At 61.6% G+C, this 25,803-nt stretch carries 20 protein-coding genes; 12 read left to right on the top strand and 8 right to left on the bottom strand.

The genetic code is table 11. The features are described 5' to 3' along the window. Positions 1-13 precede the first annotated feature (13 nt). Positions 14-838: a TniQ family protein gene (locus AC07VH_RS17665; protein ID WP_494787614.1), complete on the top strand. Its 825-nt coding sequence runs from the start codon at positions 14-16 to the stop codon at positions 836-838. On the opposite strand, the gene AC07VH_RS17660 is transcribed toward AC07VH_RS17665, so the two are convergent. Continuing rightward, positions 769-1,931, bottom strand: a protein-coding gene (locus tag AC07VH_RS17660; RefSeq protein WP_494787683.1) for an IS3 family transposase whose coding sequence is annotated in 2 segments (ribosomal slippage) — positions 769-1,676 and positions 1,676-1,931 — 1,164 coding nt in all. Because the reading frame shifts where the segments join, the coding sequence is not laid out codon by codon here. The genes AC07VH_RS17665 and AC07VH_RS17660 overlap by 70 nt on opposite strands. 242 nt (positions 1,932-2,173) lie before the next feature. Between AC07VH_RS17660 and AC07VH_RS17655 the strand changes: the two genes are divergently transcribed. From AC07VH_RS17655 to AC07VH_RS17645, 3 genes are all read left to right on the top strand, one after another. Then, complete coding sequence (locus tag AC07VH_RS17655; protein ID WP_494787615.1) at positions 2,174-3,346, top strand: dsDNA nuclease domain-containing protein; 1,173 nt, start codon at positions 2,174-2,176, stop codon at positions 3,344-3,346. 8 nt (positions 3,347-3,354) lie between these two features. Next, on the top strand, positions 3,355-5,088 hold the full coding sequence (locus tag AC07VH_RS17650) for a hypothetical protein (protein WP_494787616.1): 1,734 nt from the start codon (positions 3,355-3,357) through the stop codon (positions 5,086-5,088). Positions 5,089-6,289: 1,201 nt separating this feature from the next. Beyond that, positions 6,290-7,408 (top strand): serine hydrolase domain-containing protein, encoded by a 1,119-nt coding sequence (locus AC07VH_RS17645; protein WP_494787617.1) that lies wholly within the window; start codon positions 6,290-6,292, stop codon positions 7,406-7,408. Positions 7,409-7,435: 27 nt separating this feature from the next. Here AC07VH_RS17645 and AC07VH_RS17640 read toward each other — a convergent pair whose 3' ends face one another. Then, entirely contained in the window at positions 7,436-8,335 is a 900-nt protein-coding gene (locus AC07VH_RS17640; RefSeq protein ID WP_489629311.1) for a LysR family transcriptional regulator, read from the bottom strand. A gap of 128 nt (positions 8,336-8,463) precedes the next feature. On the opposite strand from AC07VH_RS17640, the gene msuE reads away from it, so the two are divergent. From msuE to AC07VH_RS17625, 3 genes are all read left to right on the top strand, one after another. Next, a complete protein-coding gene (msuE, locus tag AC07VH_RS17635; RefSeq protein ID WP_494787618.1) occupies positions 8,464-9,045 on the top strand; it encodes an FMN reductase in 582 nt (193 codons plus the stop codon). Positions 9,046-9,115: 70 nt separating this feature from the next. Next, positions 9,116-10,096, top strand: coding sequence for a DUF1852 domain-containing protein (locus AC07VH_RS17630; RefSeq protein WP_494787619.1), 981 nt, complete (start codon positions 9,116-9,118; stop codon positions 10,094-10,096). A 23-nt stretch (positions 10,097-10,119) separates the two neighbouring features. After that, positions 10,120-11,145, top strand: coding sequence for a methionine synthase (locus AC07VH_RS17625; RefSeq protein ID WP_494787684.1), 1,026 nt, complete (start codon positions 10,120-10,122; stop codon positions 11,143-11,145). A 262-nt stretch (positions 11,146-11,407) separates the two neighbouring features. On the opposite strand, the gene AC07VH_RS17620 is transcribed toward AC07VH_RS17625, so the two are convergent. The 4 genes from AC07VH_RS17620 to AC07VH_RS17605 are packed head-to-tail and all read right to left on the bottom strand — an operon-like array spanning position 11,408 to position 17,451. Next, positions 11,408-14,116 carry a bpX6 domain-containing protein gene (locus AC07VH_RS17620; protein ID WP_494787620.1) on the bottom strand — a complete coding sequence of 903 codons (2,709 nt, stop codon included), beginning with the start codon at positions 14,114-14,116 and terminating at the stop codon, positions 11,408-11,410. Then, positions 14,106-15,917, bottom strand: coding sequence for a hypothetical protein (locus AC07VH_RS17615; RefSeq protein ID WP_494787621.1), 1,812 nt, complete (start codon positions 15,915-15,917; stop codon positions 14,106-14,108). The genes AC07VH_RS17620 and AC07VH_RS17615 overlap by 11 nt, the downstream gene beginning before the upstream one ends. Next, the gene (locus AC07VH_RS17610) at positions 15,914-16,330 is read right to left on the bottom strand and encodes a bpX5 domain-containing protein (protein WP_070288922.1); all 417 of its coding nucleotides are present in this window, start codon (positions 16,328-16,330) and stop codon (positions 15,914-15,916) included. Before AC07VH_RS17610 ends, AC07VH_RS17615 begins: the two co-directional genes overlap by 4 nt. Further along, positions 16,330-17,451 (bottom strand): AAA family ATPase, encoded by a 1,122-nt coding sequence (locus AC07VH_RS17605; protein WP_494787622.1) that lies wholly within the window; start codon positions 17,449-17,451, stop codon positions 16,330-16,332. The genes AC07VH_RS17610 and AC07VH_RS17605 overlap by 1 nt, the downstream gene beginning before the upstream one ends. Positions 17,452-17,823: 372 nt before the next feature. Here AC07VH_RS17605 and AC07VH_RS17600 point away from each other — a divergent pair, with 372 nt between their 5' ends. Next, positions 17,824-20,295 (top strand): DUF3772 domain-containing protein, encoded by a 2,472-nt coding sequence (locus AC07VH_RS17600; protein ID WP_494787623.1) that lies wholly within the window; start codon positions 17,824-17,826, stop codon positions 20,293-20,295. A 10-nt stretch (positions 20,296-20,305) separates the two neighbouring features. Here AC07VH_RS17600 and AC07VH_RS17595 read toward each other — a convergent pair whose 3' ends face one another. Beyond that, positions 20,306-20,794 carry a DUF2938 domain-containing protein gene (locus AC07VH_RS17595; protein WP_494787624.1) on the bottom strand — a complete coding sequence of 163 codons (489 nt, stop codon included), beginning with the start codon at positions 20,792-20,794 and terminating at the stop codon, positions 20,306-20,308. Between the two features lie 63 nt (positions 20,795-20,857). Between AC07VH_RS17595 and AC07VH_RS17590 the strand changes: the two genes are divergently transcribed. From AC07VH_RS17590 to AC07VH_RS17575, 4 genes are all read left to right on the top strand, one after another. Then, a complete protein-coding gene (locus AC07VH_RS17590; RefSeq protein ID WP_489629318.1) occupies positions 20,858-21,502 on the top strand; it encodes an ArsR/SmtB family transcription factor in 645 nt (214 codons plus the stop codon). Continuing rightward, entirely contained in the window at positions 21,502-22,014 is a 513-nt protein-coding gene (locus AC07VH_RS17585) for a ClbS/DfsB family four-helix bundle protein (RefSeq protein WP_494787625.1), read from the top strand. Before AC07VH_RS17590 ends, AC07VH_RS17585 begins: the two co-directional genes overlap by 1 nt. A gap of 95 nt (positions 22,015-22,109) precedes the next feature. Further along, positions 22,110-23,825, top strand: coding sequence for an NAD+ synthase (locus AC07VH_RS17580; protein ID WP_494787626.1), 1,716 nt, complete (start codon positions 22,110-22,112; stop codon positions 23,823-23,825). Beyond that, entirely contained in the window at positions 23,822-24,877 is a 1,056-nt protein-coding gene (locus tag AC07VH_RS17575) for a bifunctional nicotinamide-nucleotide adenylyltransferase/Nudix hydroxylase (protein ID WP_494787627.1), read from the top strand. The genes AC07VH_RS17580 and AC07VH_RS17575 overlap by 4 nt, the downstream gene beginning before the upstream one ends. Positions 24,878-24,901: 24 nt before the next feature. Here the strand turns inward: AC07VH_RS17575 and AC07VH_RS17570 are convergent, their stop codons facing one another. Continuing rightward, entirely contained in the window at positions 24,902-25,729 is an 828-nt protein-coding gene (locus AC07VH_RS17570) for a hypothetical protein (protein ID WP_494787628.1), read from the bottom strand. Positions 25,730-25,803 lie beyond the last annotated feature (74 nt).

Below are 25,803 nucleotides of genomic sequence, written 5' to 3'. Positions count from 1 at the left end.
CCGATGTGGGTAGGTGGCGCATTTGGATTTTATTGATGTAGAACCCCTTCCTGATGAATTGGCGCACAGTATCATTGCGCGCCTAGCATTCTTGAATTGCTGTGATAGCGATACCCTTATTGCAAAGCTCGCACTTTTCTACGGTATACCTAAGTCATCAAGCCATGTTTCAGTGGTCGCCCAGACAATTGGCTACCGAAACGCGGAGTTTTTGAAAATGCATACCTTGCACCCTCTTCTGTATGCTGTAGATAGGGGGACTAACCTAGTAGATCTTGTAAATAGAAGGGCCGGTTTTCGAACATTCTTTGGCCCAAAGATCAATACTGCCGCCAATTACTGCGCGCGTTGCTCAGAGCTCGATCGCCATGTGCATTCGATGTCTTTCTGGCGACGCGCTCACCACTTGCCATCGGTGGATTGGTGCCCTGTTCATTATTGCGGCCTAGAGAGCTATCGTATGCTCCACACTGAGTACCCTACATCTGACTCAAAGACCGTAGGCGCACCAACAGTCTATGTCGAGGGTACTGAACACGCCGCTAATCCTGTCCTGCGCCGCTATGGTGCCTTGCTCATGGTTTGGAGGGAGAAAGAAGTCCCGTATCGTTCACGTGATATATGTGATCTCATCCTCGACGCTTGCCTCCATCAAGGAATTGGGATCACGAAGGGCGACAGCCAAAGTTTACTAAGCGACGCCTTGGTAGAGGCTCTGCCCCATTCTTGGCTTGTCAAATTTATGCCGAGATTGTCAAACTGTAGTGGTCAACCCATCCCGGACACTACGTTAAGTTTTTCTTCGGCGACGGCCGGTGCCAGTCCCTGGTTGAACTGATGTGGCCGTATCCAGTTATACCGGTGCATCAGGTAATGGCTAATGTCCCGTTGTGCTTCCTGTGCCGTCATGTAACCAGTTGACGGCAGCCATTCCGTTTTGAAGCTGCGGAACAGCCGTTCCATCGGGGAGTTATCCCAGCAATTTCCCCGCCGGCTCATGCTCTGTCGTATCCGATAGCGCCATAAGCGCTGACGGAATTTTCGACTGGCGTACTGGCTACCTTGATCCGAATGCAACAGTAGGCCCTGTGGTCGACCTCGCTGCTCGTAAGCCATTTCCAGCGCTTGCACAACAAGGTCAGCGTCGGGTCGTAGCGAGAATGCCCAGCCCACCGCTCGGCGAGCGAACAAATCCAACACCACTGCCAAGTAATACCATCGGCCTTGCGCCCAGACATAGGTGATGTCCCCGCACCAGACCTGATTTGGCGCCGCCACTGTGAATTCACGATTGAGGTGGTTTGGAATATCGACCCGCTCCACCGTAGCCTGCTTATAGGCATGGCTGCCAGGTTGTTTGCAGACCAGCCCCAACTCTTCCATCAAACGACTGACTTTGAAGCGGCCAATTGCCGTGCCTTCCTCACGCATCATGCCCATGATACTGCGGCTTCCCGCCGAACTGCGACTCTCGACGAACAGCTCGTGCACGCGGCTACGCAATGCCATGCGCTCAACATCAATGTGCCGGGCGCGCTCCCGATATGCATACAGGCATGACCGCGCTACGTCGAACACCGCGCCGATCAACTCGATTGATTCGTCACCACAAATCTGATCGATTACCTCGTACGTTCTATCCCTTCCGACATCAAGAGCGCGGTAGCCTTTTTTAAAATAGACTTCTCCCGCTCGAGACGCTCAATGCGTGCTTCGAGTTCCTGTATTCGCTGCTGATCAGGCGTCATTGCCTTACTCTGTGGCGTGATGCCTTGCCGCTCCAACTGAAGCTGCTGCACCCAGCGGCGCAGCACTGATTCGCCGATGCCGACCGACCGGCTTGCCTCCGTATGGCTATATCCTTGATCCAGTACCAGGCATGCCGCCTGCTGTTTGAACTCAGGGGAAAACGTACGTCTTTGCTTGCTCATCAAACACCTCTCCATGGCGAGCATTCTCGCCTAAATCAGTGTCCGGGTACATTAAACCACTACAATATGGCTGCACGGTAGTTTGACCTGTGTTCACGTAAGTCCCAAGCTCACACTTGAATCCGAGACTGAAATTCATGCTGTGCTTTGGCGCTTGCCAAAAGACAAATTATTTTGCTAGTATGCCGTTGGCGTAGCTGTTCCCCAGGCAAGGCCATAATTCTAAGCCTAGGAGGCACAGAGTGCGGAAGTCACTAACGGCTTTGCTAGCCGATACCACAGATGATGATAATTCCGGTCAAGTGGCCTCCCAAGGATTTACCTACCAAGAATGGTATGCGGTTTTGTTAATTTCGGAACTCTTGGAAAAGCCGGATGATTTTGCTGTCGGTATTGAAGTTAAAGAGGACATCGCAGTTTTGAATTCGTCTACCGCGCCAACTGCGGTTGAGTTTTGCCAGGTAAAAACGAATGAGCAAGCCATCGCTTGGACATTTTCCGAATTGCATAAAGTCTCCAGCCGGAAGCTAAAGGATGGAAGTCAACCTTTGTCTATCTTGGCGAAGCTTTACAACAGGCGGCGGCAATTCAATGGGTATGCGACCACACTCCGTTTTGTGACGAACACCAGTATAAAACTGGATGACGGAAATGGTTCGATGAATATCCAAAACTATCATTTGGCGAACTTGGTTGATAAGGCAAAGCTGTCCCTGAATGCGGCGTTGGCAAAACAGCTGCAAATGGATGCAGGTGCTATAGAGCTCGAAGAAATTTGGCTTCATCGGTCTGACCTTCCTCTCGGACAGCAGAACTTGTTCATTAGTGGGAAGCTCAGCGACTTGGCCCACAATCGAAAGCTGGAATTCAAAGTTTCTCAGCCGGCAGTGGCGGCCATGATGCTCGTTTCCGAGATGAGAAAACGCGGTGCAAATACCGGCTTTGCAGCTACCTTCGATGAGTTAAAAACCCAGCGCCTAATGTCGCGCCAAGACGCGCTGCAGACGCTTATTAGAGTCTCGGAACCACCTCCAGCCATCGACGATACCTTTCAAGAAGGCATCAGTCGGCTAAATCAAGAGGTGTACGACTTCTCAATGCTCGAAGATATTCGGGCGCAGAAAGTTTCCCTTCTGTCAGCGATGGCGGACAGGACAAATATTTTGTTTAAGCGTCAAGTAGTGACACTTATGGAGTGCTGTAAACGCGTGAAGGCCGAAAATGGTCTTGATACAAAAAAGCTGGGTAGTTTCATGGAGCGTGTGGCGGTAGAAGCTCTCAACAAGAACAAGCAAGACTTCGCGGCGGTAGAAATGTCCTTCCTTTATGCTCTCTCTCTAATGGTAATTCGGAATGGAATCGACATCAACGTATTCACTGTTGCGGCTGGTCCGCAATCTGAGGGTCAGAAATGAACCGAAACGTGACCTTCAAGACGCTTTGGCTCGTCTCACAGACGGAGCAAAAAGCAAAAATACAGGCTTTTCCGACGAATCGGACCATCCTATTCGGCCCGAACGGAACGGGCAAATCCAGGATAACTAAGAACCTTTTTTGGACGCTTGGGTGCGCACCTGAAAAACATAATTCTGCAGGCTGGGACCCAGATTGCATCGGAGCCCTGGAGTTTGAATTTGAACAAAAGACCTTTACTGTCCTGCGTCAGCGAAAAAGCTTTGGTCTGTTCAATTCAGGTCGTGAGTTGATTGCTTTTGCGGACAATCATGGCACGTGGGACCGGGTCATGGCAGATAGGTTCGGCTATAAGCTAATGCTGCAACGGCAGCAGAATTCATCTTCTGCTCGTGTCGGCATCGACTACTTAACGCTACCTACTTACATCGATCAAGATGGAGGATGGGGAGCTTCATGGAGCTCATTCTCTAGCCTTGGACAGTTTCGGGCTTGGAAGAAACCTGTGTTTGAAGCCTACATCGGGTTACGGCCAAACGCTTATTTTGCGGCAAAGCAGAAATGGCAGGAAGCGTCCGACGTACTTAAGGGGATGCAGTCTAAATTCGACACTCAGAGGTTGGCATTCAAACGAGTGCGGGAGATTTTGCCTAAGAACGTCCCAATCCTCAATTCCGAACGATTCGAAAACGAGTTGGTCGATTTAGGGGAAAGAGCCCGGACTTTACAGCAGAAACAAAATGAGTTGCGTGCAATGCTTGTGGTCGCCGTCAATAACAAGCAGCAAATTGTATCGTCATTGAAATTAGCTGCAGAAAACTACAAGAACCTTACCGATGACCTTGGCTTTCTAAGTGAGCGAAACGAAGAAAACATCGAATGCCCCACATGCGGCACTTTGCACGAGAACTCATTTCATGCCCGATTGCAGCTCACTCAAGACGCACACGCATTCGCTTTACTCATATCTGAGCTTCGCGGCGAACGGGCCAAGGCAGTTAACCATCATGAGCGACTGCTGGCCCAGCTAGAAGAAGTGAGCAAGCAGAGTCGAGAGATTACCTATGCCATTCGCGAGGAACGCTCCGGGTTACAGGCAAAGGAGCTCATCCTGGCAGCACACAGCGTACAGACCCTCGACAACGCATTTGATGCGGTAACCTCTGAGCTTTCAGGCGAGATTTCCGTGTATGCCGCTGACGTTGAAGAGCTCAAAGCTGGTTACAAAAAATACGAGGACAAGGTCCGAAGCAAAGAAGTGGGAGACTATTTCACCAATAGTGTCACGTGGTTCTCAAACAAGCTGAACGTGCCTAGTGAAGAACAAATCAAAAAAACGAAGCCAGGCGACCGGGGAAACTCTGGTGGCAGTTCTGCGCCTCGGTCGTTGCTTGCAGTCCATTTGGCAATGGTCAAATCGAATGCTGCGTATGGGGATACTCCGCTTTTCCCGTTTGTGGTCGATACCTTACAGCAGTCTGGCCAAGATTTGAAAAATTTGTCGTCAATGATTGAAATTTTAAACGGCGACAATGGCATCACTCAACAAATTATCTTGGCTGTAGAGATGTTGCCTGAAAATGTGGATATTGCTAACTTCGACATCGTGCCGCTAACCGAGCATAGAGGCTTGTTGAATGTTGCCGACTACAAGGACGTTGAGTTCCTGGCCCAAATGATGAAGAGTCTCAACGATGCAATCGTTACAAAGAAAGTGGTCGATAGACTGAGTGAATCACCGTAATCGAAGGGCAGCCTCCCGCCTCACCTTTCCGCACCGCTTGGCCTGCGATATCAGAGCGAAGGCGCGGTACGCCTATTCCGGATGCTTGTATTTGGCCATCCCGGCTGCCGTCTGTCAGCTTGATCGCAGGACTCGCGTAGTCGTTAAACAGCTTCTCGCTAGCGCGGTGCGCTTGGCGCGTCGAGCGCTTAAGCTGTTTGGCGACGTGGCCGTAGTTCCCGCAGAACTGCGTGTAGCGGTATGTCCGTCGCATAGCTAGGCGTACCATTCATGTTGCAGATTCATGTCACGACCTCCTCCATGACGTTCATCAACAATTGTTCATCCAACCGCCAAGGAACGCTCAGCTGGCGCGGTTCTGTCGAAACGTTTGCTACGATGCCCGGCTGCGTAGCGGTAGCCTGTATCGTCGCCTGATCCTGCGGCAGCGCGGCGGCGATGTCGCCGCGTCAACGCGTAGCCGAGGGGCTAGCTCCCTGATGATGGGGGTGGAATTCCCGACTGATGGAGTGCGCGCCAAGATTTGCGCCCGGTTCCCAGTCGATAATGTCGTGCATGGACAGGCCGATACTTGGCCACTCGTCTGCCGTGACGGTCACACCGACCAGACTGCAGAACTATACCTTGGCCACTGGGCTTCGACGTAATCCTCCTCAACCATTCGAAATTGATCAAAGAATACTTTGCTCGTGAATTGGATGCCGTGATTCGTGTTAAAAATGTCCGGCTTGACCGATTAGCTCCTCTTCTAAGCAGCCCGCGCAGAACGCTATTTCTGATGCGCCAAGACGGCACACTCCGCGAACGCCGGTCCATCACCTCCATGAGATAGGCAAAGCGCCATACTGCCTGATTCCCCGCATGGTTGGATAGGACCATCGCTACTAAGGCCCTTGAAGACTGATCGACGCACTTTATTGTTGTGCGCTTGAACGAAAGTGAGGCAGTTATTGGTATCCGACGAACTTTAATTGAACGACGGTTCCCAAGGAATCAATAAGTTACACTCTTAAATCCGACCAACTTTATTTGTTCTAGTCAAGGCCATCAGGAATAGAAAGAAAACGCCACCGCCAGGTGGCGTTTTCTTTCTACCTGGAAAATTCATACGCATGACTTTTTTCTGCCGCCGCTGAATCCATTGTGCGAGAATGCCCATCCCCCTTCGATGGTGTGCATGATGAACAAACTCGCCGCAATCATGACTGGAATGACACTGGTGCTGGCAGCTTGCAAGCCTGCAGCCACGGCACCTGCGCACGACATTCCTGCGGCCATGCGCCAGACCGCGACCACCCTGTTGCAGTCGCCATTGCTGCACGCGACCTCGATTGCCGTCGTGTATCGCGGCAAGCAATTCATGCTGCATCAAGGCGAGCTGGAGACCGGCAAAGCCAATCCGCCGGACGATACGACGCTGTATGAAATCGGCTCGGTCAGCAAGACTTTTGCCGGCCTGCTGCTGGCGAACGCCGTGCTGGATGGGAAGGCGGCGCTCGACGATCCCATACAAACGTACCTGCCAGCCGCCTATCCGAACCTGCAGTCGCAGGGGCAGCCCATACGCTTGCGCCACTTGATCACGCACACGAGCAATATGCCGGGCATGCTGCCCTTGCAGGTGAACTCCGTCTTGAAGGATTTCACGGCACACGCCACGCCGGCAAAGCTCAATGCCGCCTATGCCGGCTACGGACAACGGCAATTCTGGCAGGACTTGCACACCGTCAGCATCAAAGGTCCGCTCGGTAAGGACTACGCGTATTCCAGCGCTGGTACGGAACTCGTTGCGCACACGCTCGAAACAATCTACGGCATGCCCTATGAAGTCTTGCTCACGCAATGGCTCGCGCGCGAAGCGGGCATGCAGGATATCAGGCTGAGCATCACCGCCAAGGATGCCGGCCGGCTGGCGCCCGGCTACCACAGCGACAATCCCGCCGTCACCACGCCGATGCCGCAACTGCCCTGGGGGGCGGCGGGCAACCTGAAGTCGACGATGCCGGACATGGCAAAGTACCTGCGCCTGCAATTGGGCGCCCATCCCGCCGTCGTCGAATCGCACCAGCCGCTGGTCCGCTTTCAGGATGACTTCAGCATCGCTTATTTCTGGAACATCGGCAGCAATCGCCAGCTGGGCACGCATTATGTCCACCATGGCGGCGTGCCGCGTGCGCAAAGCTACGCCTACGTCGTTCCCAAGTATCAGCTTGGCGTCTTTATCATCACCAACCAGAGCGGCGACACTACGGCCGGTGCCATGGAAGGCGCGCTGGCGCATATTTTCGACACTGTGGAAGCCATGGAAGGCGCGCGGTAGCCGGCCCGATTGAACAGGCGCGCGTGCTTAGCTACCTTGCGCAACGACAGGCTGGCGCGCCAGTGCGATGAAGGCGCGCACGTAGTCGATGGCGGTGTCCGTCTCGCGTGCGCCCAGGAAGATCTGCTTGGCGATGCCGCGCGCGCCCAGGCGCACCGGCACCACGTCCATCTTGGCCGCATATTCCTCGACCAGCCAGCGCGGCAGGGCGGCCACGCCGCGGCCGCTGGCCACCATCTGCAGCATGATGTCGGTCGTTTCGATGGCTTTGTGGCGCTTGGGCGTGACACCGGCCGGCAAGAGGAATTGATTGTAAATATCCAGGCGCTCGATGTCGACGGGGTAGCTGATGAGCACTTCCCGGGTCAGCTGCTGCGGCTGCACATACGCCGCTGTAGCGAGTGCATGGCCCTTGGCCACGACGAGTACCTGCTCGTAGTCGAACACGGGTTCGAAGGTCAGCCCCGGCTTGTACAGCGGGTCGGGCGTGACCAGCAGGTCGATCTCGTAGCCGAACAGCGCGCCGATGCCGCCGAACTGGAACTTTTGCTTGACGTCCACATCCACGTCGGGCCATGCGGTCAGATACGGCGACACCACTTTGAGCAGCCACTGGTAGCAAGGGTGGCATTCCATGCCGATGCGCAGCGCGCCGCGTTCGCCCTGCGCGAACTGGCCCAGGCGCTCTTCGGCCAGGTCCAGTTGCGGCAGTACCCGGTTCGCCACCGCCAGCAGATACTGGCCGGCCTGCGTCAGGCGCAAATTTCTCCCTTCGCGCAGCCAGACGTCGGTGCCCAGTTGCTGCTCCAGCTTCTTCATGCTGTGGCTCAGGGCCGACTGGGTCAGGTGCAGCACGCCTGCGGCGGCCGTCAACGACCCTTGTTTTTCGACCTGCTGGACGATGCTGAGGTGAATGCGTTCAAGCATTGGAATGAGCCATATTCATGGATGTATGAAATATGACCATTATACTTCATCGATTCCTCCCGCTATCATCCACTTCCCTGCTGCCGGTATTTACCGGCCTTCGCGCATCACTCCCTATGAAAGCAAACATGACACGTCCCCTGCGTATAGTCGCGGTTTCCGGCGGGCTACAACGCCCTTCCAAGGCGGCAGCCCTGGCCGAGCACCTGATGGACCTGATCGCCGACGAAGTGCTGTGCGAACAACGCCTGATCGAACTGGGTCAGCTGGCGCCGCAGCTGGCCGGCGCCGTCTGGCGCTCGCAGCTGCCCGAGACGGTGGAGCGGGAACTTGCGGCGGTCGAGCAAGCTGACATCGTGGTAGTGGCAACCCCGGTCTATCGCGGCTCCTACACGGGACTGTTCAAGCACTTCTTCGACTTCATTCATCAGGACGCCTTGATCGACAAGCCCGTCCTGCTGGCGGCTACCGGCGGCAGCGAGCGCCATGCCCTGATGATCGATCACCAGTTGCGGCCCCTGTTCAGCTTTTTCCAGGCACGCACCTTGCCGCTGGGCGTCTACGCGACCGACAAGGATTTCCTCGACTACCGTCTGCAGGACGAGGCGCTGATCCAGCGGGCCGCACTGGCGGTGCAACGGGCCTTGCCCTTGATCGGATTGACGCGCCATGCGAGACCGGCCACGACGCAAGAGCTGGCCGCCGCCTGATATGCATCGCCACAGTCGCCAGGCAAGCAACCCATTCACCTTTTCGCAGAAATCAGGACAGCAGATCACCATGAGCAACGACTTTGTATTCAGCATCAAGAGCATTGTTTTCGATGAAAACTATCATCCATCGGACACTACGCGCCTGACGACCAACTTTGCCAATCTGGCCAGGGGAAAGAGCCGCCAGGAGAACTTGCGCAACACCCTGAAAATGATCGACAGCCGCTTCAACAGCCTGGCGCACTGGGACAACCCGAAGGCAGACCGTTATTCTGTCGAGCTCGAAATCATTTCCGTCGAGTTGAATATCGATGTCAAAGGCGGCAATATCCCGCTGATCGAGATATTGAAGCCGAATATCCTGGATAAAAAAACCGGACAACGCATCGATGGCATCGCGGGGAATAACTTCTCCTCTTACGTGCGCGATTACGACTTCAGCGTGCTGCTGCCAGAACACAACAATAATCAAGCCACATTCAGCGCACCAGAGGATTTCGGCGATTTTCATGGCAAGCTGTTCAAGCACTTTGTCAGATCCGATGCTTATCAAGAGCGCTTCAGCAAGCCGCCGGTCATCTGCCTCAGCGCTTCGAGCAGCAAGACCTATCAGCGGACGGAAAATCAGCACCCCATCCTGGGCGTCGAGTATCAGCAAAACGAGTTCTCCTCGACGGATGCCTATTTCGAGAAAATGGGCATGCAGGTGCGCTATTTCATGCCGCCAAACAGTGCCGCGCCGCTGGCGTTTTATTTTATCGGCGACCTGCTGGGCGACTACAGCAATCTGGAGCTGATCGCCACCATCAGCACGATGGAAACCTTTCAAAAGATTTATCGGCCCGAAATCTACAATGCCAATGCCGCGGCGGGGAAATGCTATCAGCCCAGCCTGAAGAATCAGGATTATTCACTGACGCAAATTGTCTATGACCGGGAAGAGCGCAGCCAGCTGGCCGTCAAGCAGGGCAAATATACGGAAGAGCATTTCATCAAGCCCTACAAGCATGTTCTCGAACAATGGGCTGCCGCCACGCTCGCCGATTAATCCAACTACACGAAATCGTCATCATGAAAAAATTATTGCCTACTTCCACTGCCGGCAGCCTGCCCAAACCTTCCTGGCTGGCGCAGCCTGAAAAACTCTGGTCGCCCTGGAAATTACAGGACGAGGAATTAATCGAGGGCAAACAGGATGCCTTGCGTTTGTCGCTGCAGGAACAGCAGCAGGCAGGCATCGATATCGTCAGTGACGGCGAGCAGACCCGCCAACATTTTGTCACCACGTTTATCGAGCATCTGAGCGGCGTCGATTTCGACAAACGCGAGACCGTCCGGATTCGTGACCGCTACGATGCGAGCGTGCCGACCGTCGTGGGCGCCGTGAGCCGCCCGAAGCCGGTGTTTGTCGACGACGCCAAATTTTTACGTCAGCAAACCACGCAGCCGATCAAATGGGCGCTGCCAGGTCCGATGACGATGATCGATACGCTGTATGACAGCCACTATAAAAGCCGTGAAAAACTGGCCTGGGAATTCGCCAAGATCCTCAATCAGGAAGCGCGGGAACTGGAGGCGGCCGGCGTCGACATCATCCAGTTTGACGAACCCGCTTTCAATGTCTTCTTCGATGAAGTGAACGATTGGGGCATCGCCACCCTGGAGCGGGCGATCGAAGGGCTCAAATGCGAAACGGCCGTGCATATTTGCTATGGTTACGGCATCAAGGCCAATACGGACTGGAAAAATACGCTGGGGTCCGAATGGCGCCAATATGAGGAATCGTTCCCCAAGCTGCAGCAATCGAATATCGACATCATCTCGCTGGAATGCCACAACTCGCGTGTGCCCATCGACCTGATTGAACTCATACGCGGCAAAAAAGTGATGGTCGGGGCCATCGACGTGGCCAGCAATACCATTGAAACGCCGGAGGAAGTGGCCAACACCCTGCGCAAGGCGCTGCGCTTTGTCGATGCCGACAAGCTCTACCCGAGCACCAACTGCGGCATGGCGCCCTTGGCGCGTGGCGTGGCAAGAGGCAAACTCAATGCGCTCAGCGCCGGTGCGGCAATCATCCGCGGAGAACTCGCCTAAGTAACCCCCAATAAATTATTGTGATTTCTGACTTCCATAACCGGCGCTCTGCGGCGTTGCCCGCTGCTAGCAGTGCTCGCACTGCGTCGCAGCGGGCGCCTTGCATAGCATCCGGTTCTGTTCGTCATAAATTCGCAATAATTTCCTGAGGATTACTTAGCAGGAGGTGAAATACGGTCCCGGTGCGTCTTCCGGGGCGACGCACCGATTCCTTTCCCGACATCCCCAATATGTTCGGGCATCCGATTGAGCCGGCACGCGTCTACGCCAGCGTCAAGGTGTGCACCTGGCTGTTTTCGCAGTCGATATCGATCAGCCGGCCCGCGTCGTCGCACAGCAGGATGTGGCCGTCATTGACATGCACGCGTGCCGCATCGCATTCGTCCAGCCGCAATTGGGCCAGGACGGTTCCCGTTCCGCCATCGGCCACCAGGCATTCCATGGGGCTGTCGTCGTCGAGGTGGCTGCGCACCATCAGCAAGCCTGCCGCCTGGGTCACCTCGGGAACCGAGGCAATCGCCTGCAACGGTAGCGTCAAGGGCGCAGTGGCGCCGCCGTGATGCACTTGCAGGTAGCGAGGCCCGTCATCCCCCATGATGCAGACCAGGGTGGGCGCATCGCGCGCGCTATGCGGCAGCAGCGCCAGCACTGGATCGCGTGGATGCGGGAAGCTGTCGCGCTGCAGCAGGCGGCGCGCGGGCAATTGATAGCGCCATTGCTGGATGCCTTCTGCCGTCGCCAGCAGCAAGGTCTGTACGCCAGGCTCTTCCTGGAAGGCGACCACCCGCCCTGGCAAGTCGGCCACTTGCCAGCTCACCGCCAACTGATCCTTGCTGCTGTCGATGGCGACGAGGCGGTTGTCGATCACCGCGTTCCAGATCAGGCCGTCATAGTTGTCGGCCCAGAAGCGTAGTGGCTGGATGATCCAGTCCGACACTTTGCGCGCGATCAAGTCGATGCGGCTGACGCGCCACATGCTGTCGCGCTGCACCAGCGCCAGCGCACGCTGGCCGCCGGCCGCCATCACCAGCCGCGTCGCCGGCACTGGGAACTGCGCCAGTTGCCGGCCATGCCGGTCGATGCGCACCACGCCGCCCTCGCCCAGCGCCAGCAGGTAATGGCCGTCCGGCAGGCGCCGGGCATCATGGATCGTCAACAGGCCGCGTTCGGCCAGATGCACCCGCAGCGGCTTGCGGCGCTTGCGCAGCTCCTGGGGCGGCACCATGGCAGGCAGGGTCAATGCCGACAGATCGGCCCGCAGGACGGCGCCGTCGGACAGTGACAGCAGCTTGGTCATTGCCTTCTTGTCGAATGCGATACGTTCGCCCATGCGGTCGGCCAGCAAGGGGTGCATGAGTTCCGCCGCCACGCGTCGGGTGGCGGGCGAATGCAGCGACAGCGCCAGCAATTCCGTGCCCAGGCGCATGCGCTGCTGCGCGCCTTCGTCGCTGTCGTCGTCGAGCAGCTGCAGCACGGCCGCTTCGCTGTCGGCCAGGCTGGCTGGCAGCAAGGCCAGCTTTTTGAGGAGGGCACGCATGCCCAGCACGCCCCCCGTGCGCTCGCCTTCCAGCAGCCATGCCAGCGCCTTGTCCTGCTGCTCCGGTAATGGCCAGATGGCTTCCGCCGCTTCGCTCAGCTGGCCGCGCATGGCCAGATCCTCGGCCCATAGCAAGCGCATCTCCGGTGCCTGCGGACTCTTGCGCCGTTCCAGCAACTGGACCGCCGCGCCAAACGCTTGGCCGAGCCGGGCCAGCTTCACCGCCCGTTCGACGTCGCCTGCCATGCACCACAGGCGCACGGCGACTTCCGGCGCCAGCTCCATGGTTTCCGCCAGCTGCGCGGCTTGCTTGATGCGGCCCTTTTTCTCCAGATAGTCGACTGCCTCGCTACCGCACTTGAGCAGTTCCGCCAGCACGTAGGTGGCTTCGTCGATCTTGCCTTCACGATCGAGCCGCTCAAAGGTGGCGCGGTAGGTCGCGCGCAAGTATTGCTCCAGCTCGCCGCCGAGGCTGATCGAGCTGCTCGCCTGGCCGGGGCCGGAAATTTCCAGGCTGGTGCGCGGGCGCGGCGTGCCGAAGGCGGGACGGCGCGCTGGCGACAGGGTGTCGAGCGGAATCGCATGGCGCAGGGCTTCTTTCACGTCGCCCTGTTCCAGCAGCTGCATCATCTTGCGCAGATAAGCGGCCTGGCGCCAGCCGATCACCGTGGAGGCGCGCGTCATGATCGCCAGCCGGGTCGCCAGCGCGGCCAGGCGCTGCTGCAGCGCCGATGGCGGTCGCTGTTGCCGGCCGCTGTCCGCCTGCGCGGATGCGGCCTGCTTGCCGCCGCCGAACAGCTTGATCAAGCCCAGCGGTATGGCGCCCAGCAGGACGGCCGCCACGCCCGTCACCGCCAGCGCGATGCCGGCGCCGCGCCGCATGGCCTTGGCGCCGTGCTGCGCCTTGTCCATCTGGCGTAGAAACGCTTCGCGTTTGTCGCTGGGCGGTGCCAGCGCGCCTGCGAAGATGTCGCGCACGGGCAGCGTTTCCAGCAAGGCCGCAGTGGCCGCAGCCGCAGCGGCTGGCGGCGGGCGCAATGGCGCATGCAGGGGAATCGCGCGCAGATCGAGCCAGGCGGCCGGGTCGATACGCGGCGCCGCCGCAAGGCTGATCAGCTGCGCCTGCGCCGCGCGCACCAGCCAGATGCCGGACGGAGGCGTGACCGCCCGTTCGTCCGCCGCCAGTGGCGCGCTGCTGAGGATGCCCGCCTGTTCGCACAGCGGCAAGCCGTCCAGCGCGGCGCACTGGCCGTAGCGCGGCGTCGCCAGCAACAGCAGGAAACCATCGTGCACCCGGTGCAGTCGCGCGCCCGGCGCCCAGTGCCGCAGCACGCGGCGGCGCACCTCGGCCTCGCCCAGCAGGGCCAGGTCGAACCACAGCGCATGCACCAGCTGCATGCCGTCATGCAGGGGGCGGCGTATCTTATGACTCATCAATGTCTCGATCGCAGGAAATTTGCAACAGCGGCTGCTCGTCATCGATATGGCGCACGACGAGGGTGCTGCTCTTGGCCGTGATCCAGGCGATGCGCGCGCTGGCAGGATCCATGCTGGCTTGCTGTATCGCTTCGGGTGACGTGGCCAGCGTGTAGCGCAGATGGCCGACCCGCAATTCGATGCGGTAGCGGCCCGGATGCAGCACCACCAGGCCGGGCTTGGGATGTTTTTCGCTGATGGCCACGCCCAGCACGGCGGCGTTGTCATCGATGTCCATCGCATCGCCCATGGCGTGGCTGCCGACCCACCAGCGGCTCGGGCCGGTTTTGAGCGCCAGCAGGTTGCCGCTGTGGCCGGCGTGCTCGCCTTTCAAGGCGCCATGCAGCAGCCTGCTGCCTTGTTGCGCGATCCGTTGCATCTTGTACGGGGTCGCATTCTGGCGATGCCAGTGATACAGCTGCACGCCGTCGCCATCGGCGCAGCCGATATACAGCGAGTCGCCCAGCTGGTCAGCGCCGATCACATTGTCGAGCACAGCCCGGAAGGAAACCGTGGACGCCACCTTGTGCGATGCCGCCGGAGCCGCCTGCCAGCAAACCAGCCGTCTTTTGGTATCGAGTACAACGACATGTTCGTAGCAATGGACGTTGTGGTTGGCCAGCAGATAGAACGTCTGCAACCATCGCCCCATGCCGGGCGGCGCATGGAATTGTTCCAGCGGCGGCCGGTCGCACAGGATCGGTTTGCTGGAAAACAGGGGACCGGGAAAGTTGTGAAAACCCAGCGTGCCGCCGGCCGAGGTAATACAGGACAGCGCCGGCTTGAACACGCCGGCTGCCAGGATGGCGCCATGCTTCGGCGCGGAGATGATGCGCGGCTTGCCGGGTTTGACGGACGCCGACTGGGGCACGTGATAGACGATGGCGCCGCCATTGAGTTGCGGCGCGCACACGAGATTGCCGCCGCTGGCGAAGCGCGGCGCCTGTGCGCGTGACGGCTGGTGGCCGTGGTGATGGATCACGCCCGCTGGCGCGCGCGGCGCAAACGGTTTTCGCAGCAGGCGCACGCCTGTCGGCGCGTCGGGCAATTCCAGTTGCACCGTGCGGTAGTCATGCCGCTGCCGCAGGCTGACATTCAGATGGTTGCCGCAGAGGGCGCGGCGAATCGCCACCCGCTCACGCGCCTGCCTGGGCGCCTCGCCGGCAACGCCGATCAGCCAGCAGTCGGCCAGGTCGCCGCCAAGCCTGGTTTGCCACTGCTCGCGCGCGTTGGCGGGCGCTGCGTGCAGGGTGCGCGACTGGATCAGCTTGCGCAAGCCTTCTTTTTCCGTGTCTTCGGACAGGATACCGGGCAGCTGCCAGATGCCCCAGCTGAACCGGGCGCCAGCCTGCTGCGCGCGGCGCGCCAGCAGGATGAACAGCGCCAAATGTGCGAGACGCGGCTCGCCCAGCTGGGATGGCCCCGCGTCGAACAGCACCACGCTGTGCAGCGAGCGCTGGTGTACCGCCGGCTCGGGGCCGTTGAACAGCAGCTCGCCACTGGCGGCGCGGCGCAGGAATTCATCCGGCTCGGCATCGGCATACACCCATTGCGTCATCAGCAGGCGCTCGTACTGGCCGCGCCGCACGATGTTGCCGATACCGGCCGGATCGGCACCGCGCTCCAGGGTGGCGGTACTGAGTTTGCCGACCAGCGGATGCAGGCGCAGCAGCAGTGCGCCGACGGCGGGCGCCAGATCGGGTGGAAACAGCGTGAGCCATGGTGCCCACGGCTCGAGTGCGGTTGGCAGCGAGGTCATGCCAACTCCTGGGCCAGCCAGTCCAGCAAGGATGGTGTCAGTGTCTGGGCCGCAGCCAGCGGGAGCAGCAGCTCCGGCGCGGGCCACAGCAGTACCGGGCTGCTGCCGGCCCGTTCGATCAGATTGGTTTGCACCAGGTCTGCCGGCAGCGCCGGCTCCAGATGCGTGGGCGTCCACAGATTCGGGGCTTGCGGATGCGGGGCGCAGTAGCGCGCGCCGTCCACCCATGGCAATGCATCGTTCGCGCCCAGCAGCACCATCAGGTCACGCGTCGCCACCACCGACAAGGCCAGCAACTGGCTGGCAGTGCAGGTGCGCAGGCGCGCCAGCAGCACGGGGGCCAGCGTCGCTGGCGCCACCATGCCGGCCGGCGCCAGCGCGGTGACGCGCGTTTGCCATGCCATCACCGGCATCAGACTGTGCTCGCCGCGGCGATCAACTGCTGGCGGCGCTGCGCCAGTTGCTCGGGTAGTTGCGCGGCATCAAAGTTGGCGTCGATTTCGCGCAGCAGCGCTTCGATGCGCGGGCGGGTATCACCAGCGCCGCTGTTCGCCAATAGCAGGTCGGCGCTTTCGGCCAGGCGCGCCAGCCGCGCCATCGGCTGCTGGGCGGCCTGCTCGACCACCGCGTGCAGCAGTGGATGGCTGGCTTCCGCCAGCAGTTCGCGCAGGATTTCGCGCGCGCTGAGCTGGCCTGCCGCCGTCGGTATCACGTACAGCAGCGGCCACAGGTCGGCGCGGGTGGCCGCCTTGCGGCCGGCCAGCACGGCCGCCGCCGCGATCAGCTGCTGGGCCTTGACGATGCGGCGGTCCGACAGTTGTACCTGGGCCTGGCGCAGCAGGCGGATCGCCTGTGCCAGCGCCAGCCGCACGCCCTCCATGTCGACCTGCGGCACGGCCTGGTTCAGCACGTCGAGGCTGGACAGGTCGAGCATGGCCGTCACCTGGTGCTGGCCGGCAGCCCAACCGCCTGCCAGCAGATCCTCCAGACGGTTGTCGGGCACCGGCTCGACAAACACGTGTAGCAGGAAGCGGTCGGCGAACGCTGCCAGGCCCTCATCCTCGGGTAGCGCGTTGGAGGCGCCGACACAGACCCGCAGCGGGCACTCAATGCGCGTATGGCCGCGCCGGAACTGGCGTTCGTTCAGCAGTCCCAGCAAGGTATTAAGGATGGCGGTCGAGCCAAGGAAAACTTCGTCGAGGAAGGCGATTTCCGCTTCAGGCAGCATGCCGGCGATATCGGTTTCCACCTGGCCCACGCGCAGTTTGCTCAGGTTGACGGGGCCGAACAGCTCGGATGGCTCCGTGAAACGGCCCAGCAGATATTCGAAATACTGTCCGCCAAGGCTCTGCGCCACGCGCCGTACCACAGCGCTCTTCGCCGTGCCGGGGGGACCAATCACCAGCAAATGTTCCCTTGCCACGGCCGCCAGGATCATCAGTTCGGCCAGTTGTTCGCGATCGACCAGGCCTGCGGTGGCCTCGCGAATGGCGGCTCGTAAATGCTGCGCGGCTTGATTCACAGGCAATGTCATGGGTGCTCGCGTTGATATAGAGAATAATTTAATATTTTAACAAGAAGCTGATATGTTGTCTTGTGGAAATTTTTTTGTAAACATCAAGACCATTGCGGTCCCCTGGCCGCCGCTTTTGCGGGCCGCCGGACGGGCATGATACGGGATGGAAATGGCGCCCTGCGGCCGCTGGCTGGCACGGGCTTGCTCTTGCCGCACGAAAATATCCGTCAGCGATCGCAGGAGTGCGCTAGTCTGTCGATGTTTGCCGTACAGTTCAGCAACTCCCGTACTACCCGTCGTTTCCGGCCCCCTGCAGAGGCATTTCAAAGCCGCGCACGCCGGTGCGATGCCGTCTTGATACCACTTGTCTCACCTGGCCCATAGGACCGCATGATTTCATTCCGTACCCCCCACTGTTTGTCCGCGCGCCCGCGCCCGCGCGGCTGGCTGCTGCCGCTGCTATTGAGCCTGCTGCTGGCTTGTTCCTTATCAACACCTGCCGCCTGGTCGCAGCCCGTCGACGATGCCGCCACGGCCGACCAGCGCCTCGACGGCTTGCGCAGGCAGATCACGGCCATCCAGAAGGCGCTCGATGGCGAGGCGGAACTCGATGACGCGACCCTGTCGCAGATGCGCGCCGATGCGCTGGCGGCCAGCGCCGAGGCGGACAAGGTGGCCGAGGCACTCACGCCTACGCTCTCCAGCGTGCAGGCGCGGCTGGCCGAGCTGGGCAAGCCGGCGGCGGGCACGAAAGATGTCCCCGACGTGGCGGCGCAGCGCAGCCAGCTGGACCGCACCAGCAGCGCGCTCGACGCGCAGGTAAAACTGGCGCGCCTGCTGGCCGTGGAAGCGACGCAGGCGTCGGAACAGGTGTCGACGGCGCGCCGCGCGCAGTTGCAGGCGCGCCTGGGCGAGCGCACGGCGTCGATTCTGGCCGGCTCGTTCTGGAACCAGCTGCATGCGGAGTTGCCGCAGAATCTGCAACGCCTGCGGGCGCTGGGGCAGGAGTTGGGCAACGCGGCGCGCGCCACGCCGTGGTCGGCCTGGGGCGGCTTGCTGGCCGGCATCGTGGCCGTGATCGGCGCCAGCGTCTGGGCTTCGCGCTATCTGCTGGTGGTCACGGCCACGCGCGTGCCGCATGGCCGCTTGCGCCGTTCGCTGCATGCGCTGGCCGTGCTGGTGCTGGCGGCCGCCACGCCGGGGCTGGTGGCGGAATTGCTGGCCATGGGCTTGCGCTGGGAGGGCGGCCTGTCCGAAAAAACCTCGACTTTCCTCAGCAGCTTGATCGGCATTATCTGTTTTGCCGGTTTCACGGCGGGCCTGGGCCACGCGCTGCTGTCGCCGTGGCGCGTGTCGTGGCGCCTGCTGCCCCTGCCCGATGCGCTTGCGCACCGCTTGCGCCATTTTCCCTCGATGTTTTCCTTTATCGTCGTGCTCGTATGGGCCACGGAACGGGTCACCATCGTCATCAATGCGGGCCTGTCGACGGCCGTGGCCGTCAATTGCATCGTCGCCCTGGTGATGAGCACGACCATCGCCTATGGCTTGATGCGCGCCGAGCGCTGCTGGCGCCTGTTGCGCGAGGCCGATCCCGCCACCCTGGTCACGCCGCTGTGGCTGCGCTGCATCACGGTGCTGCTGTGGCTGGCGCTGGCGTCGAGCGTCATCAGCTTGCTGGTCGGCTATGTGGCCTTCGGCAGCTTTGTCGCCAAGCAAATCGCCTGGGTCATCGTGGTGGTGGGCAGCACCTATCTGCTGACGGTGCTGGTCGATGATATCTGCATGCTGCTGGCCTCGACGCCGCCGCCGCCGGACGCCGTCAACCCCGTGCTGGCCACGCCCAAGGCGCGCGACCAGGCGGCCGTGCTGCTGTCGGGCATCGGCCGCGCCATCGTCGTGCTGCTGGCCCTGATGCTGCTGCTGGCGCCGTTCGGCGAAGGTCCGGGCGAGCTGTTCCAGCGCGTCGGCAAGCTGCAGGATGGCCTGGCCATCGGCGAGGTGGCGATCCGCCCTGGCGCGCTGATCCAGGCCCTGCTGGTGCTGGTCGTCGGCTTCGTAGCGCTGGGCCTGTTCAAGCGCTGGCTGCAAAACAGCTATTTGCCAACCACCAATCTCGATTCCGGCATGCAAGTGTCGTTCATCACCCTGTTCGGCTATATCGGCGGCGTGCTGGCCGTGGCGCTGGCCCTGTCGGCGGCCGGCATCGGTCTGGAACGCATCGCGTGGGTGGCGTCGGCCTTGTCGGTGGGTATCGGCTTCGGCTTGCAGGCCGTGGTGCAGAACTTCGTTTCCGGCCTGATTCTATTGGCCGAGCGCCCCGTGAAAGTGGGCGACTGGGTCTCGCTGGGCGGCGTGGAAGGCGATATCCGCCGCATCAATGTGCGCGCCACGGAAATCCAATTGGGCGACCGCTCGACGGTGATTGTGCCGAACTCGGAATTCATCACCAAGACGGTGCGCAACGTGACCCTGGCCAATCCCCTGGGCCTGGTGCAGGTCAAGCTGCCGCTGCCGCTGGGCACGGATGCGCAAGCGGCGCGCGCGCTGATCCTGTCCGCGTTTGTCGATAATCCCGACGTGCTCGACACGCCGGCGCCCAATGTGCAGCTCGACGGCATCGACAATGGCTTGTTGCTGTTCAACGCCACCGGCTATGCCTCGTCGCCGCGCTTGACGTCGGGCATCCGCAGCGCCCTGCTGTTCGAGCTGCTCAAGCGCCTGGACGAGGCGCATATCGCGATCGCCAAGCCCAGCACCATGGTGCTGAGCAGCGTGCCGGCGCAGTCCGAGGCGCAGCTGATCCCGGCGGTGGCCGCCGCGCCGGCCCCGGCGCCCGCACCCGTGCCGCCGCTGACGAGCTAGTCGGCACGAGTCAGCGCACGGTCGACCACAGCAGCGCCGCCAGGTACAGGCCGATGCCGAACGCCGTGTGGGCCATCAGGCTGCGCAGGCGGGCGGCCGCCGGATGCGGTGTCTTGCTGGCGGCCAGGCCGGCGCCCATGCCCGGCTGCAAGATGCAAAACGGCGCGGCCACGCTCACGAAGCCCGCCAGCAGGGCCGGCGCGAACGTCGGCCCTTGCACCCACTCCTGCCCTACCAGCGCCAGCAGCACGGCCGCAAACAGCACGCCGATCACGTAATGGGCCGTCCAGCCCAGGATGGCTTCATCGCGCACGGGTGCCGCCTGGGCGATGTTGACGTGGCGCAAAGTGCCGCGCGGCAAATGACCGAGCCAGCGCCCCACCATCGCAAAGTTCAGCGAGGGTATGCACCAGAAGCGCTTTAACGCCACCGCCCACACATCCATCACTGCCGTCGCGCCCACGCCGATCGCCAGGGCATCGAGCCAGAGTATTTGCATCGTGTCTCCCTCATAACATTCAATTGATTGCTTGAATGTTATAAGGGTGCTAGCATCGTGTCAATGAAAAATGCTGATATTGAATTGCTTACCGGTTCCGCCGGGTTTGCCCATATTTTAGGCAGCGCACCGCGCTTGCGCCTGCTCGAGCAGATCGCGCACGGCGAGTATGCGGTGGAGCAGCTGGTGGAGTTGACGGGCCTGTCCGTGGCGAATACCTCGCAGCATTTGCAGCAGCTGCGGCGTGCCGGTTTCGTGCAGGCGCGGCGCGACGGCAAGCGCGTGCTGTACCGGCTCGGCAACGGCCCTGTCATGCAATTGCTCGATGCGCTGGACGTGTATGCGCAGCACCAGCGCAGCGAATTGCAGGCGCTGGGCCGGGGCGACCACGTGGAAGCGATCACGGGCGACGAGCTGCTGGAACGCATGCAGGAAGCCAGCATCACCGTGCTCGACGTGCGGCCCGCGCAGGAATTTGCCGCCGGCCACTTGCCCGGCGCGATCAATATTCCTTTTGACGACTTGCAGCGCCGCCTGGACGAATTGCCCGCGAACGCAGAGATTGCCGCTTACTGCCGCGGCCCGTACTGCGTGCTGTCCGTGCAGGCCGTGGCGGCCCTGCGCCAGCACGGCTTGCCTGCGCGCCGTTTGGGCAGCGGCTACGACGACTGGCAGGCGGCCGGCTTGCCGGTGATCCGGGCGGCGTGATGGCGATCCCCAACAGCAAGCGGGAACTGGTCGACGCCATCAACAGCACGTACGCCAAGCTGATGCAGGAGCTGGCGCGCGTGCCGCCGGCCTTGGCGCGCGATCCCGTGCTGGAGGGGCAAGTGAAAGGCACGCGCATGAGCGTGTGCGATCTGCTCGCCTACCTGGTGGGCTGGAATGAGCTGGTTCTGCACTGGCATGCGCAGCTGCGCGACGGCAAACGCATCGAGGACATCGCCTTTCCCGCCGAAGGTTTCACGTGGAACGCTCTCGGCGCTCTGGCGCAGCGCTTCTATGCCGACTATGCTGACCTCAGCATGGACGACTTGCTGCAGCGCCTGGAGCAGGCGAAAGACCAGCTGCTGGCGCTGATCGACGCGCACGACGACGTGCAATTGTATGGCCAGCCCTGGTACACGCATTACACGATGGGGCGCATGATCCAGTTCAATACGGCGTCGCCGTATGCGAACGCGCGCACGCGCTTGCGGTCCTGGCGCAAGACCATGTAGGCAGCGACCGGCAGGCTTGCACGATTGCATCAGTACGCTCAGAAAACTTTTCAGGCAGGATAGTGGTTTCAAGCGGAACCAATTGAAGGATCACCATGCTGACCATCGCCCTCGCCCAGATGAATCCCACCGTGGGCGACTTCGACGCCAATGTCGCCGCCATCACCGCGCGCATGGCCCGCGCCAGCAGCGATGGCGCCGACCTGCTGGTGTGCCCCGAACTGTCGCTGTGCGCATATTACCCGGGCGACCTGTTCGAGGATGCCGCCTTCTTGCGCGGCCTGCAGCAGGCGCTCGAGACCCTGCTGCAGGCGTCCACGCGCTGGCCCGCGCTGGTCACCGTCATCGGCACGGCGCGCCCCAACCCCGGCGTCGGCAAGCCCCTGTACAACGCCTTGCTGGCCATCCGCGACGGGCATATCGTCGCCGAATACTACAAGCAGCTGCTGCCGACCTACGGCATCTTCGACGAGGGCCGCCATTTCGAGCCGGGCCCGCCCGGCGCCTGCACCCTCGATATCGCCGGCTGCAAGGTCGGTTTCATGATTTGCGAGGATGGCTGGAACGACGACGGCCGCGCCTACGCCGTCAACCCGTTTGAGGCCCTGCACGCGGCGCGGCCTGATCTCATCGTCAGCATCAACGCCAGCCCGTCCGATATCGGCAAGCGCGCGCAGCGCCACGCCGTGTTTGGCGCCGCCTGCCAGCGCGTGAATCTGCCTCTGCTGTTCGTCAACCAGGTGGGCGGCCAGGACCAGCTGGTGTTCGACGGCGCCTCGTTCGCCATCGCGCCGGGCGATGGCGTGCAATTCGAGGCGGCCCGCTTCGTCGAGGATTTCCAGCTGCTGCGTTTTGCCGATGGGCGTTTCGCGCAGAAGGACGGCGCGGCGTTTCCCGTGCCGGACCCGGACGGCATCCCCGCCGTGGAGTTTGCGCGCCGCCAGATCGTGCTCGGTTTGCGCGACTACGCGCGCCGCTGCCGCTTTACGCAAGTCGTCGTCGGCTGCTCGGGCGGCATCGATTCGGCGCTGACCCTGGCCCTGGCCGTCGAGGCGCTCGGCGCGGATAACGTGGCGGCCATCACCATGCCGTCCGTGTTTTCCAGCGCCGGCTCCGTCACCGATTCCGTCGCCCTGTGCGCCAACCTGGGCATCGCCCTGACCACGCACCCGATCCGCGACATCGTGGCGAAGTACGAAGCCGGCTACGCGGCGGCCTTCGACGGCAAGCTGCAGGGACTGCCGCTGGAAAACCTGCAGGCCAGGGTGCGCGGCACGATATTGATGGAATACTCGAACGCCTTCGGCGCCCTGCTGCTCACCACCGGCAACAAGAGCGAAATCTCGGTCGGCTATTGCACCCTGTACGGCGACACGAACGGGGGCCTGGGCTTGATTGGCGACCTGTATAAAACCGAGGTCTTCGCCCTGTCGCGCCACATCAATGCCAGCGCCGGGCGCGAACTGATACCCGCCGCCGTGCTCGATAAACCCCCGTCGGCGGAGCTGGCGCCGGGCCAGCGCGACACCGACAGCCTGCCGCCGTACCCGGTGCTCGATGAAATCTTAAAGTGGCACATCGAGGGACGGCGTTTGCCGGCGGCCGAAAGCGCGCAGGCGCTGACCCTGGTCGACCAGTTGCGCGAGACGGACGAGGGGCGGGTTCTCGTGACGCGCATCCTCGGCATGGTCGCCCGCAACGAATATAAGCGGCGCCAGGCGGCGCCCATCATCCGCGTGCGTTCGCGCGCCTTTGGCAGCGGCCGTCAATTGCCGATCGCCGCCCACTACCCCACCGGAGACGACGCATGACCCTCGCCTATTCCGCCGACGCGGCCATCCTGATCGGCCGTTTCCAGCCTTTTCATAACGGCCATGCCGGCTTGCTGCAGAAGGCGCTGACGACGGCCGCGCAAGTGGTGGTGGTGCTCGGTTCCGCCTTCCATGCGCGCAGCCCTAAGAATCCGTTTACGTGGCAGGAGCGGGCCGCCATGATCGCCGCCACCCTGCCCGAGGATCAGCGCGCGCGCGTGCATTACGTGGCCGTGCGCGATTACTACGACGATGGCCTGTGGGCAGACGCCGTGCGGCGCGCCGTGGCGGGCGCCGTGCCTGCGGCGCAGCGCGTCACCCTGGTGGCCTGCTTCAAGGACGCCACCAGCTATTATCTGCACCACTTCCCGCACTGGCAGCTGCTCAATCTGGAGATCGACCCTGGCGCGCCGATCGGCGCGACGGCCATCCGCAACGTGCTGTTCGAGGCGGAAGACGTCGACGTGTCGCTGAGCGCCGTGGCGCAGCTGTTGCCGGCGGCCATCGGCCAGTATCTGAAAGCGTGGACCTTGCTGCCGTGGTACGCGCCGCTGGTGCAGGAATACCGCGCCATCGAGGCCTACAAGGCGCGCTGGCGCACGGCGCCGTATGCGCCCATCTTTTGCACCGTGGACGCGCTGGTGCAGACGGGCGGCCACGTGCTGCTGGTGCGCCGTGGCAGTTATCCGGGCAAGGGCCTGTGGGCCTTGCCGGGCGGCTTCCTGGAGCCGCGCGAGCGCCTGCTGCAGGGCGCGCTGCGCGAGCTGGCGGAAGAAACCCAGCTGGGCGTGCTGGCGCCCACCCTCGTCGAGGCGCTGGTGGGCGTGGCCGTGTTCGACCACCCGGACCGCAGCCAGCGCGGGCGCACCATCACGCATGCGCATTATTTCGACCTGAAGACGCGCCAGCTGCCGGCCGTGACGGCGGCCGACGATGCGGCGCTGGCGCAGTGGGTGCCGGTGAGCGCCCTGCAGGCCATGGAAGAGCAATTCTTCGAAGACCACTTCCACATCCTGAACCACTTCCTCAAGCTCACGCACGAGGGGCGCTGAGGGCAGCAACGCCCTCGGCGCGCGTCAGGACGTGATGCGTTCCCAGCCATGCTTGATGGCCGCCTTGAAGTTGTCCCACGCCGACTGGGGATACGTGTGCTCCCACGTGGAACGCAGGTCCGCTTCCACCTCGTCCCACGGGCGGCCCCGGTAGCTGTCGCTGTTGGCCATGGAATGGCCATAGCGGTAGGCGGGATCGTAGTCCTCGAAGCGCGCGCCGGTGGCGACATAGGTGGCGCTCCAGTGGCTGCGGTAGTACTGCTCGTCGTCGTAGCTGGTGCCGGGCAGGTTGTCGGCGCCCGGATAGCGGCGCACGTTGGCGCCCGCGCCGGACGGCGGCGATGCCATGCCGCCCGCAAACTGCTGCGACCCTGGCGCCTCGTTGATATTGCCAGCGGACGTGCCCTGCTGCGATGGCGCGCCGGACTGCATGCTGGCGCCCTGGCGCGTCGCGCTGTCGTTGTGCGGCGCGCCTTGCCAGCCGCCGGCGCGCCAGTGCTCGGCGTGCGCATCGATGTCGAGCGGCGCGTAGCGCTCGACGAGGTCGGTGGCGCGCTGGATATCGGCGTCGCTCGCTCCCTCCAGCGTCAGCACGACATGGCCGCGCCGCACGGCTTCCGCATAGATGTGGCGGTCGGCGTGGCTGCCGAACAGATCCTTAAAGAAATGCTTGATGTTGTCGAGCAGGCTGTCGCTGTCGTCGCGGCGGATATTTTCCGTGGCGGAAAATTCGTCGCTGCCCGCATCGTGCAGGCGGATGCTGGCGCCGGGGAAGCCCGCCGTGATCAGGTCGTGCCGGGCGCGCTCGGCCATGTCGCGCACGGCGAAAACTGCTGCCAATGTATGTGCCATGATGGTCTCCATTCGATGAACAACGTCCCTTCAGTGTAGGCCGTGCACACCGAAAGGGGCGCCCGTTTGCCCCT

This window comes from Janthinobacterium sp. GW821-FHT03C10 (assembly GCF_059420865.1).
This window is presented reverse-complemented; position numbering and strand designations above follow the sequence as displayed.